The organism is Nocardioides sp. S5 (genome assembly GCF_017310035.1).
In the GTDB taxonomy this organism is placed as follows: domain Bacteria; phylum Actinomycetota; class Actinomycetes; order Propionibacteriales; family Nocardioidaceae; genus Nocardioides.
In genome coordinates this window covers 3536425-3550506 of the sequence record NZ_CP022296.1, presented here as the reverse complement: position 1 = coordinate 3550506, position 14082 = coordinate 3536425, and the positions used below count along the sequence as shown (strand labels likewise).

The following is a 14082-nucleotide window of genomic DNA, read 5'->3' as shown; positions in this document are numbered from 1 at the left end:
GCGCGCGCGACCTCGGGACTGACCTGTCATGAAGAAGCTGCTGCTCGCGGGACTGCCCGTCCTGATCATCTTCATGGGGCTGCCATTCCTAGTGACGCTGATGGTGGTGATGACGACCACCGCGGCCGCCGAGTGCCGCACCCAGAGCAGCCAAGGCACCGTGCCTACCGAGCTCGGTGACCTCGGAGCCATCGACGGCCCGGTGGGCGGCCCGGTCAACGGCAAGATCACCATGGCGCAGGCCAACATCCCGCGCCGCTCCGGCCTCGACGGGTTCCGGGCCTCCATGCCCAAGGTCCTGTCCAAGAACCCCGAGTTCGTCACCCTCAACGAGGCCAGCGGCTGGAGCCTGGAGCAGATCGAAGCCGCCGCGCCGGGCTACTCAGCCTTCCGGGTGGAAGCCCCGGCGGGCACCGGCACCGGCGCCGAGCAGGCCATGGGCAACGTCGTCCTCTGGAAGAACGCGACCTGGACGAAGGTCAACGGCGGCCGGGTCCAACTCGTCGACGACGACAAGACCTTCTACGACGGGCGTCCGGTCACGTGGGACCGCTTCGCGACATGGGTGATGCTGCGCCGCGCCGACGGCTCCGTGGTCTCGGTGGTCTCCACCCACCACATGACCAACCCGCACCGTTGGCCGAAGCAGCACGGCAACCCGCCGCTGACCCGGCCCCAGCAGTACGGCGCCGGAATGGACATCCTGCTGCAGCTGCGCAACTCACTGACCGCCCACGGTCCGGTGCTGATCGGCGGCGACATGAACACCCAAGCCTCCTACACCGACATCCCCTGGACAGCGGCCGCGAAGATGAAGGCCGCCGGCTACGGACGGCACAACCACGGAGTCGACTTCATCTTCTTCCCGCACCACCAGGGCGCCCGCCTCGAGCAAGGCTGGGACGGCACGATGGTGTCGGACCACCACTGGCTCTCGGCACGCATCGCCATGAACGGCGCCGGCCCGGAGAGCGCGCCCGAGACCACCACCACGACCGACGGGATCGTGCCCGCGGCGACCACCGCCCGGACGTCCGCCGAGCCGCCGGCCGGCGACGTGCTCGCCCAGCTGATGCGCCTGCGGTTCGCGTCCAGCTACCCGACCATGACCGCCGACCAGGCCCGCAACGCGATCACCATCGCCCAGGTCGCCCGCGACCTCGAGATTCCCCGCTACGGGCTGCAGATCGCGATCGCCGCCGCGATCCAGGAGTCCAAGCTCGTCAACCTCACCGGAGGTGACCGCGACTCCGGCGGCCTGTTCCAGCAGCGCCCCTCGGCCGGCTGGGGAAGCCGGGCCGAGATCACCAACCCCGTCCTCGCGGCCCGCGCGTTCTTCGGCCAGGCCCAGCAAACCGGCAACCCCGGCCTCCTCGACATCCCCGGCTGGCAGAACATGCCGCTCACCCAGGCCGCGCAGGCCGTCCAGCGCTCGGGCTACCCAGACGCCTACGCCCAGTGGGAGGACGTCGCCGGCGACATCACCGATCTGCTCGGCGGCGACCTGCCGGACCTGCCCGACGACGGCTCCACCACGAACGTGGCCAACTGCCAGGGCGAGACAGTCAACCCGATCACCGTCGGCACCCTCAACCTGCTCGGCGCCGGCCACACCGACAAGCCGGGGGAGCGGCCGGGGTACGACACCTGGGACAAGCGACTGCCCGGCGCCATGCGCACGATCGAGAACGCCGACATCTCGATCGCCGGCCTCCAGGAGGTGCATGGCCCGCAGGCCCAAGCGCTGGAGAACCAGTACGCGGCCAAGTGGGGGATGTACCCGGCCAGCGGGAAGGCACAGAACCGGGTGATCTGGGACCGCAACGAGTGGGAGCAGACCGACGGCCGCCTCGTCGACATCCCCTACTTCGGCGGCAAGGACGTCGGCATGCCCCTGGTGCAACTGACCTCGACGACCACCGGGCAGGTGATCTGGGTCTGGAGCATCCACAACCCGGCCAACACTCAAGGAAACGCCGCCGGGCACCGCCAGGAGGCGCTGCGCCGCCAGCTGGCCACGATGACCGAGCTCGCAGGCGCCGGCACCCCTGCGGTGATCCTGGGCGACTTCAACGACGGCAAGGACGGCACCAACTCCTCGCACTGCGCACTGACCCCTGAGCTGAGCAACGCCTTCGGCGGCTCTGCCGAGCCCTGCAAGAAGCCCAAGCAGGACGCGCCGATCGACCACGTCTACGGTGCCAACCTCACCTGGGCCAGCGCCGCGGTCGACACCAGCACCCAGGCCAGCAAGATCGCCGACCACCCGCTGGTGATCGCCACCACCGCCGGTAGCAGCGCCGGGTGCGCAGTTGACTCCGGCACCGCGGAGGCCAAGTACAACCTCGGCCCGGTCAAGCCGCAGCTGACCCAGCTGGTCAACATCCTCGGCCCCATGTTCGACATCAAGACCGTCGGCGGCTACCGCGAGAGCGCCACCGACCCCAACGGCCACCCGGCCGGGCTCGCGGCCGACTTCATGGTGCCACTCACCGCGGCGGGCCGCGCGCAGGGCGACCGTCTCGCCGCCTACGCCAAGGCCAATGCCCAGAAGCTCGGCATCGACTACATCATCTGGTACCAGCGGATCTGGTCGGTCGCCCGCGCAGGCGAGGGCTGGCGGCCGATGGAGGACCGCGGTAGCGCTACCGAGAACCACCTCGACCATGTCCACATCAACGTCAAGCCCGGCGCCTCCGTCCAGCCGGTCGGCCTCGAGGGCGCCTCCTGCGACGAGGTCGTCTATCCGGTGCCCGCGCAGTACGTCGGGACCGACAACCACAACTGGCACGAGACCGGCCCTTACTGGTCCAAGTGGCACACCGGCACCGACTTCTCCGCACCCTGCGGAACCACCGTCTACGCCGCCCACGCCGGCACCATCGAGATCGACACCACCCAGCGTTGGGCTGGGCCACAGCTGGTCAAGGTCACCACCGGCGCCGGGTCCCTGACCACCTGGTACGCCCACATGGCGACCGTCAGCGTCAGCCGCGGCCAGACCGTCGCAGCCGGCGAGCCGATCGGCCAGGTCGGCAAGGAGGGCAACGTCTCCGGCTGCCACCTCCACTTCGAGGTCCACCTCAAGAACGGCTCCATCTACGGCCCCGACAACGTCGACCCCTCGACCTGGCTCGCAGAGAACGCATCACGCCCGAGTCACGCCGTGTGATCGCACCGGACCCCTGACAGCACATAGGTGACCAGCGAGGCCCAACGACCCACGACCGCCTGGAGGTGGCCAGACCGATGCAGCGTGAGCGACGACGAGACCCCTACCCGTGGACCTGGGAGATCCCAGTCGCGGTAGCCCTGGCGACCCTGTTCGTCATCGTCATCGGCATCCAACTCGGACGATCAGTCGCCAATCTGCTCGCCCGCGCCGGATGGACATGGCCCGACGCCAACGCCGGCGCGTTCCCCTCACCCATCGGCACCGCCTTCTGGACCAGCCTTCCCGGCGTCCTCGGCGGACACGCCGACGCCGGGCTGCCCAGCCCCACTCCCGACGGTCTGGCCGGTCGCGGCCTGGTCTGGGTCAGCCTCGCCCTGACTGAGATCGCGCTGCTTACCGCGACCGTCTGGCTCGGCGCGTGGGCCTACCAGCGCTGGGGCCCGGGCCGCATGCGCGGCATGGCGACCGCAGCCGAGGCCGAGAAGCTGCTCGGCGTCACCCGGCTCCGCAAGGTCGCCGGCATCGTCCGCCCGGACCTCTACGGCAAGCACGCCGCTGCGACACCAGCACCGGTCCAGCGCACCGCCGGCGACCTCACCGAACAACCCGGCCCGCATCTGGGCCACGGCCTCAGCCCGTGGCTCCTGCACGGCCGGCGAACGAAGGAAGACCGATGAGCAACGAGACCCCACTGCACGGCAACCCGACACTTCGCACTCGCGGCCGGCGCCTGGGCGGCAGCCGCTGTCGCCGCCGCGGACACTGGCCGGTCCTCGTCGAGCGCCACTACGTGGCTGCCGGCCAGGTGGAACTCCTCTGCGAGGCGCGCGACCTGCTGTCCGACGCCTCTTTCCTGCTCCTCGGTCGCCGAGCAGAAGAACGCCGCGGCAGTGCGGTGATCTGCCGTCGATGCCTCGCCCCGTGCGGGGACACCGTTCCCGAGGTGGCGGGATGAAGCTGAGGTTCGACCCCTGGGACGTGGGCTGGCGCATCGGTGATGCCCACGAGCCGCGAGGCGGCGAGCTGTGGGTGCCGTGGGACCGCACCGCCGGCGTAATCGGCCCGCAGGGATCCGGAAAGACCCTCGACCTGCTCACCCCTGCGCTGCTCGGCGCGCCGGGTGCCGCCCTGGTGACACTGACGAAGGTCGAGGACCTCCTGCTCAGCCTCACCGAGCGCTCCCGCGACGACCGGCCCTGCGTGGTGCTGGACCCCTTCGGCCTGGCCGAGGGCGTCATCGACGAGCTGATCTGGGACCCGATCGCCGGCTGCGTGGACCCGAAGGTCGCCGAGCGGCGCGCCAAGGCTTTCACCGCCGGCACCGTCAAGGGCGCGATCAACGGCGGCACCGGCGACGATGCTGCGCGGTTCTACGCCGCCGAGTCCGCGAAGGTGCTGCAGGGCTACTTCCACGCCGCGGCGCTGACCGGTAGGACGCTCGAGGACGTGCTGCAGTGGGTCGCCAACCCCACGGCAGCCACCCAGCCGATGGAGATCCTGCGGCGGCACCCGCACGCCGAGGCGTTCTGGCACGGCCTCCTGCACGGGGCGCTGAACGGTGACGACCGCACCGCCGGAAACACCGTCACCACGGTCCAGCAGTCGGTCTCGCTGTTCTTCCAGGCCGACATTCGACGACGCTGCACTCCCAGCCCCGGACGGCCAGCCACCGATTTGGCCGACGCCATCCGGCGCCGCGGCACCATCTACCTGCTCGGCCGCGAAGACCCCTACGCCTCGGCGAGCCCGCTGATGACCGCCGTCGCCGAGCACGTCTTGGACACCGGCCTGCTGCTGGCCAACAGCTCCTCGTGGGGAGGCCGCCTGTGCCCGCCCCTGGTCTCGGTGCTCGATGAGCTGCCCTCGACCGCACCGCTGCCTACGCTGCGCACCCGGATGGCCAACGAACGCGCCCAGGGGCTGTCGTTCATCTGGGCCGCCCAGACTCGGCCCCAGCTGACCAGCATCTTCGGCGAGCACGAGGCACGAGCACTGCTCGGCCTCACCAACGCCCTGGTGATGTTCGGCGGCTCCAAGGACGTCGCCTTCAACCAGGAGATCTCCGACCTCCTCGGAACCGTCCGCATCGGCCGGGTCACCCATTCCTCAGGCGGGTTCAACGGCGGCGGCCGGAGCTTCTCCGGCGACGACATCCCGATCATGCGGCCCGAGGAAGTCCGGCAACTGCCCGAACGCCAAGCTCTGGTCGTCGCCGAGAACGGCAAGCCGATCATCGCCAAGTTGCACCGCTGCGTCGAAGGCAAGGCGGGCGAACGACTGCTGGCCGACCAGCGGGCGCTGCGCGAGCGCCTCACCAACGACCGGCGCATGGTCATCACCCCCGAGGCCCGAGCCACCGCCGCGCTCGTCGAGGCACGCCGTCTCGGCTTCGTCGACGACGAGACCGACCACGCAAGGAGTGAACTGTGACCACCGAGCAACAGACCGGCCGGGCGGCACCCACGCTGATGGTCTTCCCGTTCCCCGTCCCCGGGGACCACGTCCGGCTCGCCTACCGCGAGCTCCACATCGCCATCAACGGCACCGAGGAGGAGAAGAAGGCCCTCGGCCACCACGCGCTGCTGTCGCGGCCCTGGGAGCCGGCGACCTGCCTGGACCCCGAGCTGCGTCACGACCTGTGGGAGTGGCTCGAGGACGTCGTGATCTGGCTCAACCGCGAGTACACCTGGGACGTCTCCGGGCTCATCCCCAGTTGCTGGCCTCTGCACCCGCACCTGGTCCACGAGATCGCCGTCCTGGCCGACCAGCGCCGGCGGGCCGGCCTGGCGATGACCAGCGACGCGCTCGAGGAGTGGCACCGCTACTCCCTGCCGGGGTTCACGGACCGGATGCGCAACAGGCTGCGCACCCACTGCGACGACGAGCACAAGAGCTGGCCGGCCAAGCCGCGCCACAGTGAGCACCTGGCCGACACCAGCCGCCAGCGCCGCGAGAACACGTTCGCCCACGACATCGACGCTCTGCCCGTCAACCGGCGGGCACACGAACAACCCCCGGCCGGTCCACCGCGGCTCGGCCTCGTCGACCTCGACACCGGCGAAATCCACGACGACGAGCGGGGCGGCGCTCAGCCGCGCACCCGCACCGAGAAGGGACCCCGCGAATGATGCAGGTGAACGAACGCTCCGAGGCCATCGGCCGAGCCCAGCGCGCCCTCAAGGCTCTCGGCGAGCACCCGCGCTCAAGCAAAAGGGAGCTCGGCCACGCCCGCGAACACGTCAACGCCTGCTACTCCCACGGCTCGGGTGAGTACGTGTGGAACGCCGTTGCACAGGTCGAGGCGATGGCCGAACGCCGCTACGGCGTATCGAGCACAGAGGAGCAGCGTCAGCTGGTCGAGGCGACCGAGGACCTCGAGGAGCCTGCGACAGCCGCCCGCGGCCGAGCGGCGGAGGACCGCGCAGTCCCGTCGACGGGGTCGACCCCAGACGTGGAGCTCGCGCCCACTGCATCGCGATGAAGTGGGCACGACGGGCTCAAGACGGCGTTAGAACGCCGCTGAGAGAACGGAAACCCCTGCCAGCGGGTAGTCAGACACCGCTTCGTTGTGGGAGAGCCATTCTGAGCGTTCTCGCCCCTTCGACCTCCCAGGCGTAGAACTGATGCCGGATCAGCTGACCTCAGCGCTCCTCATCGTGGTGGCTATCGCCTACCTCGGCGGAGCCGTTCTGTTGGTCGTGGCGCTTGCAAAGGTCCTGCTCGCCTGGTCGGTCAGCTGGCGCGCCAGCGGGCAAACAAGCCCGGTCGACGTCGTGCTGCAGCAGCGGGCCGCCGCGGCGATGGCCGCCGTCGCCGCAGTCGCGAACGTCCCGCCTCCGGCAACCGACGTCGTTGCGATCCTGGGCGCCCCGGTCGCCGGGGAAGCCGATGGGACCGTGGGCGATGGTGGTCTCGCGGTGACCCGCTTCCGGGCTGGTCGTCCCCCCACCGTGGTGTTCGCGCGGGCCGCGCTCACCGGCCTCAGCGCCGGCGCAGTGCAGAGCCTGGCCGCCCACGAGCTCGGCCACGTCATCCGCCGCGAACGCAGTTCGGCCGCGGCGCGGTACTCGTGGCTGGTCGGTTACCTACTCCTCGTGTTGGCAGGCGCTGGTCTCACTGCAGCTGCACTTGCGGCCTCGCCCCAGCTGGCCGGCCCCTCGTTGCTGGCCACGATGAGTGCGGCCGTGGCGTTTCTCGGTCTCCGCTTCACCTTCGACCGACGCGAGGAGGCCGCCGCCGATCTCTTCGCCATCGACCTGACTCGCGACCTGGACGCGGCCGCCGAGCTGATGCGGTTCTACGAGAAAAGCCTGGCGCGGCCGACGCCCGACGGCGGCCCCGCATGGTCGCGGCTGGAGCGGCGGTGGTTCGCAACCCACCCCGAGCCGCAGGCGCGACTCGCAGCCATGCGCCGTCGCCTTGGGTGACTTCTCGAACGCGGCGGCGAACACCTCTGGTAGCAGCCGGGCCGACCCGTTGGCCCGTTCAGCGGCTGGCAGCCGACGTTGTCCATCCGGTCGGCCGCGGCCTGGGTAGACCCTGGCTTCTTCGCTGCGTGAGGATGACGATCGTGACTCCAACCGATCTGGGACCAGTTTGGCGGCAGCACAATTGCTCACGTAAGCACAGGACCTATCTGACGATGGCGAAGTGCATCTGGAACGACGCTCCGTGGGTCTCCGGCGAAGGAGCTATCGCGTTGGTGGCGTGCAGACCTTCTGGGCCTGTCAGGTACCGGCACGGAGCCGTGTCCCTGCACCAGACGGCTGATAGTGCGTTGGGGGCCAAGACGTTGATCGACGAGACCGGCTGCGGAGGCCGCTGTCACCGCGACCACAGGATCGTGCAGCTGGTCTTACCGTGACGCCAGCCTGCGGGCTTCCGGAACGGCTCAGCGGCGTGGGGTACCGCGGCGGGGCGGCCCCGGACGGTTCACGTCCTGCCGATCTCGTGCCACGCCCGGCGACTGGGTCGGCGCCGGGGGGCCTTCGCCGGTGTCGATCGGGATCTCGAGGCGGGACACGATCCGGTAGCGCAGGTCACGCGCAGGGCTGTCGCCCAGGGGCTTCTCAGCGACCAGGCCGCGCGTGGCGGCGCCGACGTCGTGACCCTGCTCGTGGGCCTGCTGCAGCATCGCGGCGGTGGTCGGCCAGTCGCCCTGCTCGAGCAGCCGCGGGTCGAGCTCGCGAGCCAAGGTGGCCCACCGCTCGGCCGGGGTCTTCTCGGCCGCGGCCGAGAGCCGTGCGCGAACCTCGCTGCTCTTGTGGAGCTCGGCCAGTGCCGCCTTCCGCGGGTCGGCATCCCAGGTCTTGATCGCGTCGCGCAGGTCGCGTCGTGCCTGCAAATGGGAGAGCTGCAGCCGGGCCCGGACCTGGTTGACGCCCGGCTCCCAGGCGCGGCTGGGACGTGCCGAGATGACCCGCATGGCGGCCAGATGTGCCTGCTCCGGGGCGAGGTTGTCCAGCCGCTCGGTGAGCAATTGGTCACCGAGCGAGCGGAAGGCGGGCTGGCCGCTGGCCACCGCGGCAGTGAGCGCGGCGGGCCCACGCTGGGCGAGCAGGTCGGCGGGGTCGAGGCCGTCGGGGAACCGCGCGAAGCCGGGGTCGAGGCCGTGCGGGGTGAGCATCCAGAAGCCCCGCTCGGCCGCGACCTGGCCAGCGAGGTCGGCGTCGGTGGCCAGGATCGGGTCGCGGCCGACGCCAGCCAGCTGGGCGGCCTGCTCATCGGTCAGCGACGTGCCGAGCGGCGCCACGCCGAGGTAGAGGCCAGCGCTGGCCAGCGTGACCGCTATGGCGTCCGTCGGGCCCTCGACGATCACCGGGACCGCACCCTCGGCGAGCAGTTCGTCGACGACACCGAATAGCTGGGCGCCCTTGTGGAACAGCGGGGTGTCGGCTGTGTTGAGGTACTTCGGGCCGCCCTTGTCGGCGTCGGTGAGGTCGGGCCGGCGGCGGCCGACGAATCCGAGCACTTCGCCCTGGTGGATCACCGGGAACATCACCCGATCGCGGAACCGGTCGATGAGGCGACCGGTGCTGGCCTCGGTGGCGACGCCGGTGGCCACCATCTCGGCGTCGCTGACACCGTGGCAGCGCAGGTGGTCGACCAGGTTGGTCCACCCGGCTGGCGCCTGACCGGGACGGAACCGCTCGTCGCCGGCGAGGTCGAAGCCGAACCGTCCGGTGAGGTAGTCGCGGCCCCACGAGTCGGTGAACCGGGCCTCGAAGAAGGCCTGTGCCATGTCGTTGATCTCGAGCATGCGCTCACGCGAGACGGGGGAGGAGTGCCACTCGTCGGCCCGCTGGTACATGACCCGGAGGTCGGCGTCGGTGCGCTCCAGTCGGCTGCCGCCGAGGTCGCGGATGTAGGCGGCCAGCGTCAGGTCGGGCTCGACGAACTGGTCCTCGTCGACGTCGACCAGGTCGCCAGCGACGGCGTCGACCACGTGCTCGTCGGCCGCGTGCTCGTCGTTCGGGCCGGGGTCCTCGGCGAGCGGCCAGTCGGCCCAGTCGGTGTCTGCGGCGTGGTCGACGAGCGTCGCCGGGTCCGGCTCGATCCCGTCCCACAGGTCTGCGGGCGGCTCGTCGAAGTGGTACTCGTGCGCGTGCTCGTCGGGAGCGGTCTCCAGCGCGATCGAGGTCCGCCAGACCAGCGCCTGGCACTCGTCGACGCCCTCCCAGCCGTCGCTCGGCATCGCCCGCCCGGCACCCAGCAGAGCCTCGACCTGCCAGCCGCGCTGCACGCCGTGGTCCACGTTCGCGACGAGCGCGGGCCACCAGGTGCTGGCCTGGATGCTCGCGGCGCGCTCGGGACCGAGCAGATCCGCGAGCCGCGGAGTCCACTCGGTGGTGACGCTCTCACCGTGGGAACCGTCGCCGATCTGGGAGGCAACGGCCGGGGTGAGCTGACGGGCCATGCGCCACCACACGGCCGCCGCGGCGTGCTCATCGGGCAGCGGCCCGGCCGGGTGATCGGCCGCAGTGGCGGTGCGCAGCAGCTCGTGGGCGGTGACGCCCGCGCGGGACATCGCGGCCAGCCGCTCGGCGAGCAGCGGAGTGAACTCGTCGTCGCGGACCTGCGGGGCCAGCGAGTAGAGCAGCTGGCGCCATTCCTTGAGCGCCGGCGTGTGGTCGCCGGTGACGGCGCGGTTGAGCCGTCGCTGCCAGGTCGCGGAGGCCTTCTGCAGCTGCGGTGCACCGGTCGGTCGCCGGTCGTCGACCGGGACCTGCATGGCGGCCCGCCAGACCTCGACGTTGGCGACCGTGGCGGCCTCGGGCCGGAGGCCGTTCTGTGCCCACGCCGGCAGTGCTGCCTGGTCGGTCGCCCGCGTTCCGACATGGTCGGCGAGCTGCTCGACCAGGTGAGCGCGCTGGGAGAGGTAGGCGCCCCAGTGCGGGTCCTCAACCAGGCGGGCCGGGACCGCGGGCATCCACGGCAGCGGCCCTGCGCCGGCGTTGCGCAGGCCGGAGGCGTCCAGTCGCCAGTCGAGGACCGCGGCGCGGTCGTGCGCGGTCTCCAGCTCCCGGTCGCCGGCGGCCGCCCGGAGCGCGTCGACGGGGTTCTCGCCGGCCGCGCCGAGCAGCAGCAGATGGGCACGCAAGGTTGGCCAGGCGGCCTCCTCCGAGAGCCCGGGGACGAGCGTTTCGACCGCGTTGTCCAGGGCGCTGACCACGTTGATCGGGGCGCCGTTGGCGTCCTGGCCGACGTGGTCATGGCCCAGGAGGTCCTCCGCGGCGACGTAGAGGCTGTCGAGGTAGCGCTGTGCGGCCTCGCCGAGCCGGGTGGCCGGATCGGCCTGCTCGCGCAGCAGGCTGGTCGCGGACCGCTGCGTGTTGTCGCGCGCCAGCATCGACTCGAGGATGTCGGTCGGCGTGAGCGGCCGGACCAGCGTCGGGTGGATCACCGAGTGCGGGTCGCCGTCGCCGACGACCTCGAGGTAGACGTGGTTCGCGTGCGCGCCGCGGGTCATCATCGTGTAGAGCTGCTGGCGCGACTCGCTGCCGGTGGCCAGGCCGTGCATCGTGTCGGCGGTGACGCCCTGGGCGGTGTGCACGGTGCACGCGTAGCCGAGCTCGGAGGATCGGGCGACGTAGTCAGCGGTCAGCCGCACGGTGCGGCCGTGCTGGGTGTGCTGGACGGTCAGGTCGCCGCCGTCGTGGATCTCCAGCACGTTCCAGCGGTCGCCGTTCTTCACCCAGTCGGTGGCCGAAGTACGCAGCCGGCGGTCGTTCTCGCGGGTGATGATCAGTTCGCCGATCGAGGCCTCGTTGCCGTCGGCGAGCCGGCGGCCCGGCCCGCTGGCGGCAACGTCGGCCGGGTCGATTCCTTCGAGCCGGTGGGCGCGGGCCTGCTGGTTCAGCTCGCTGACCAGGTCGCGGGTAGGGGCGAGCATGATCGAGTCCAGGCCGGCGGCACGGTCGGCCTGCCAGGCCGCGAAGACGTCCTCGGTCATGGTGGCCAGGTCGCCTACGTGGACGCGGTCGCGGTCGAGGTAGAAGCCGAGCGACTCGGGCTTGCCCTCGCGCAGCGCGAGCGAGGCGGCGCCCTCGGCGGGGTCCTTGAACCGGACGAGCTCGGTCAGCTGCAGTGCCCCGTGGGTGGCGCGGATGTCGCGCAGCACGCCGCCGGCGCCGATCGCGGAGAGCTGCTGGTCGTCGCCGATCAGTCGGACGCTGCCGCCGCGCTCGAGGATGTAGGAGACCGCCGCGTCCAGCGAGAGGGTGTCGGCCATCCCCGCCTCGTCGATGACCACGAGGGTGGAGGAGTCGATGTTGGCGACCCAGGCGGGCATCGCGGCGCCGGACTCGCGGGCCTGCTCGAGCGAATGGGTCAGCTTGGCCAGGGTGTCGGTCTGGGTGTCGATTTGGGAGCGCAGCGCGTCCGCGGCCGCTGCTGAGGGAGCCAGGCCGATGATGGTGCCGCCGCCATCAGCCCAGGCGCTGGCCAGGGCTCGCATCGCGGTGGTCTTGCCGGATCCGGCGGGCGCGATCGCCAGCTGTAGCCGGGCGCCGGAGGTGGCCATCTCGCGGACCAGCGTGGCCTGTCCGGCGTTGAGGGTGATGCCGTTGGCGGTCGACTCGAGCAGCGCCAGGTCGACCGAGTCGGTCGTGACGGCGTACCCGTCGTGCCGGCCGGCGACCTCGACCAGGCGCTGCTCGGCGGCGAGTACCTTGCCCGAGGTGAACAGCACGGCGCCGCTCTGGGTGTAGACCGAGGCCCCGTCCGCGCGCCGCAGTTCGACCGGCTCGCTGATGGCGTCCCAGTGTCGAGCCATGCTCACCGAGCGGCCGTCGAGGACCTCGCTGACGAGCAGGTCGACGACGTGGGGGACCTGGTTGGTGGGCACGTTGGCGCCCCGGACCTGCCTCTGGGCCTCGGCGTAGACGTGCCAGAACTGCCAGGTGCTCCGAGCTCCCTCCATCGTCGCCACGATCCGGTCGGTCGTCTTGGCGAACCAGGCCGAGTCGGCCAGCGACCGCGCTGCGCCCTTCGGGTTCAGTGCGCCGTGGACCATCTGCTTGACCCGCTGAGGGGTGCCCAGCACCTCGATGGCCTCACGGCTCCAGGTCTCGCGCTGCTCGGCCAGCGAGCGCGGCTCGTGCTTGGCCTCGCGGGTCTCCAGCGTCGCCTGCTGGGACAGCTGGATGGTCTCCACCGGCGTCGGCGGGCGGCCGTGGGTGGCCTGAAACGCGGCCGCGAGGACCTTGCGGCGGTCCTCGACGCTGGCGCGGCGCTTAGAGAAGCGGCGGTTCAGCTCGGGGTCGACGCCGACGATCTCGCGCACCGGCCGCTTGCGGGCGTCCTCGTTCGGCCGCTCCTCGAACCGCACGCCGAGGGCGTCGACCAGGTGCCGCTCGAGCGCGGTGTTGTAGGTCTCCGAGGCCGAGACCACCGCCTTGTGCAGCGGCCGGCCATCGATGGCCAGCCACTTGCCGTCGAGCGTCTGGACCTTGTTCGCCACGGCGACGTGCGTATGCAAGTCAGGGTCTCCCGCGCGGGAGTCGCGGTGGGTGAACGCCGTGGCGACCAGGCCGCGGACGTCAACCTGGCGGACGCCGTTGGTGCCCCGGCGGGTGAACAGTGCCTTGGATTCGATGAAGCCCAGCGCGTCCTTGATCGCCGCCTGGTGGGCCCGCTCGATCACCGCGGCGGTCTTCGGGTCGGAGATCGCCCACAGCACCGAGACGCTCTTGACCGGGGAGAAGGTCAGGTCGTAGCCGGCCACCGCGTTGGTCTTCGGTCGGGAGTGCTTGGCGATCGCGGCGGCCAGCTCGCGTGCGTCGGCGGGTTCGCGGCCGTGCTCAGCACGGAAGAACTCGGTGCCGACCCCGGTGCGGACCTTGGCCCGGTTGGCCGCGGGGACCGGCCAGTCACCCGGCAGGCCGGCGGCCTCGTTGAGGGCCGCGATGCGCTTGGCGACCTCGATCCGGAACGGGCTGATGTCGTTCTCGTAGACCTTGTACGGCGTGCCGAGTTGGCGGGCCGTCTTGTAGACCGCGTCGGTCGGCCGGTCGACGCCGTCGCGGCCGATGCGTAGGTCCAGGTCCTTGGTCCGCTGGGTGGCCAGCGGGTGGTGACCGGAGCCGAACAGGCTCTGCATGTGGTCAGCGGTGACGACGTCGCCGGCGTCGAGCCCTTCGAGTCCCTCCATGCCGGAGCCGACCCACACGCCGGGAGTCTCGCCCTTCTCGGTGTAGTAGCTCGCGAGGCCGGTGTGGCCCTTGTCCGTGGCGTCCATCGCTGCGACCTGGCGGGTCAGGTAGTCGTACCCCGACCCCGCCGTCAGCTTGTGGAGGCTCATCGTCACGGTCACCTACGTGCGCGCGGGCGGGCTGTGCGATCACTTCCGGCCAGATTTCTGCTCTGTTCTTTCTATTCGGCAGACCGAGAATGCAAGAGGTGTGTGG

8 protein-coding genes are annotated in these 14082 nt (G+C 71.0%); 7 read left to right on the top strand and 1 reads right to left on the bottom strand.

From position 1 onward, the window contains the following. Positions 1-28: 28 nt before the first annotated feature. From CFI00_RS17570 to CFI00_RS17540, 7 genes are all read left to right on the top strand, one after another. A complete protein-coding gene (locus tag CFI00_RS17570; RefSeq protein WP_207082326.1) occupies positions 29-3172 on the top strand; it encodes a peptidoglycan DD-metalloendopeptidase family protein in 3144 nt (1047 codons plus the stop codon). Between the two features lie 77 nt (positions 3173-3249). Beyond that, the gene (locus CFI00_RS17565) at positions 3250-3852 is read left to right on the top strand and encodes a hypothetical protein (RefSeq protein WP_207082325.1); all 603 of its coding nucleotides are present in this window, start codon (positions 3250-3252) and stop codon (positions 3850-3852) included. Further along, positions 3849-4130: a hypothetical protein gene (locus CFI00_RS17560; protein ID WP_207082324.1), complete on the top strand. Its 282-nt coding sequence runs from the start codon at positions 3849-3851 to the stop codon at positions 4128-4130. The genes CFI00_RS17565 and CFI00_RS17560 overlap by 4 nt, the downstream gene beginning before the upstream one ends. After that, positions 4127-5605 carry a TraM recognition domain-containing protein gene (locus CFI00_RS17555; RefSeq protein ID WP_242532468.1) on the top strand — a complete coding sequence of 493 codons (1479 nt, stop codon included), beginning with the start codon at positions 4127-4129 and terminating at the stop codon, positions 5603-5605. The genes CFI00_RS17560 and CFI00_RS17555 overlap by 4 nt, the downstream gene beginning before the upstream one ends. Further along, the gene (locus tag CFI00_RS17550; RefSeq protein ID WP_207082322.1) at positions 5602-6303 is read left to right on the top strand and encodes a hypothetical protein; all 702 of its coding nucleotides are present in this window, start codon (positions 5602-5604) and stop codon (positions 6301-6303) included. Before CFI00_RS17555 ends, CFI00_RS17550 begins: the two co-directional genes overlap by 4 nt. A 5-nt stretch (positions 6304-6308) precedes the next feature. Beyond that, on the top strand, positions 6309-6656 hold the full coding sequence (locus CFI00_RS17545; RefSeq protein ID WP_207082321.1) for a hypothetical protein: 348 nt from the start codon (positions 6309-6311) through the stop codon (positions 6654-6656). Positions 6657-6798: 142 nt separating this feature from the next. Next, a complete protein-coding gene (locus tag CFI00_RS17540; protein WP_207082320.1) occupies positions 6799-7602 on the top strand; it encodes a M48 family metalloprotease in 804 nt (267 codons plus the stop codon). A gap of 464 nt (positions 7603-8066) precedes the next feature. Here the strand turns inward: CFI00_RS17540 and mobF are convergent, their stop codons facing one another. Then, positions 8067-13976, bottom strand: a complete 5910-nt coding sequence (gene mobF, locus CFI00_RS17535; RefSeq protein WP_207082319.1) for a MobF family relaxase — start codon at positions 13974-13976, stop codon at positions 8067-8069. Between the last annotated feature and the right edge of the window lie 106 nt (positions 13977-14082).

What these genes read in the sequence shown, in the direction of transcription:
- CFI00_RS17555 (WP_242532468.1), top strand. Translation starts at nt 4,127, where the DNA reads ATGAAGCTGAGGTTCGACCCCTGGGACGTGGGCTGGCGCATCGGTGAT.
- CFI00_RS17560 (WP_207082324.1), top strand. Translation starts at nt 3,849, where the DNA reads ATGAGCAACGAGACCCCACTGCACGGCAACCCGACACTTCGCACTCGC.
- CFI00_RS17570 (WP_207082326.1), top strand. Translation starts at nt 29, where the DNA reads ATGAAGAAGCTGCTGCTCGCGGGACTGCCCGTCCTGATCATCTTCATG.
- mobF (WP_207082319.1), bottom strand. Translation starts at nt 13,976, where the DNA reads ATGAGCCTCCACAAGCTGACGGCGGGGTCGGGGTACGACTACCTGACC.
- CFI00_RS17540 (WP_207082320.1), top strand. Translation starts at nt 6,799, where the DNA reads ATGCCGGATCAGCTGACCTCAGCGCTCCTCATCGTGGTGGCTATCGCC.
- CFI00_RS17565 (WP_207082325.1), top strand. Translation starts at nt 3,250, where the DNA reads ATGCAGCGTGAGCGACGACGAGACCCCTACCCGTGGACCTGGGAGATC.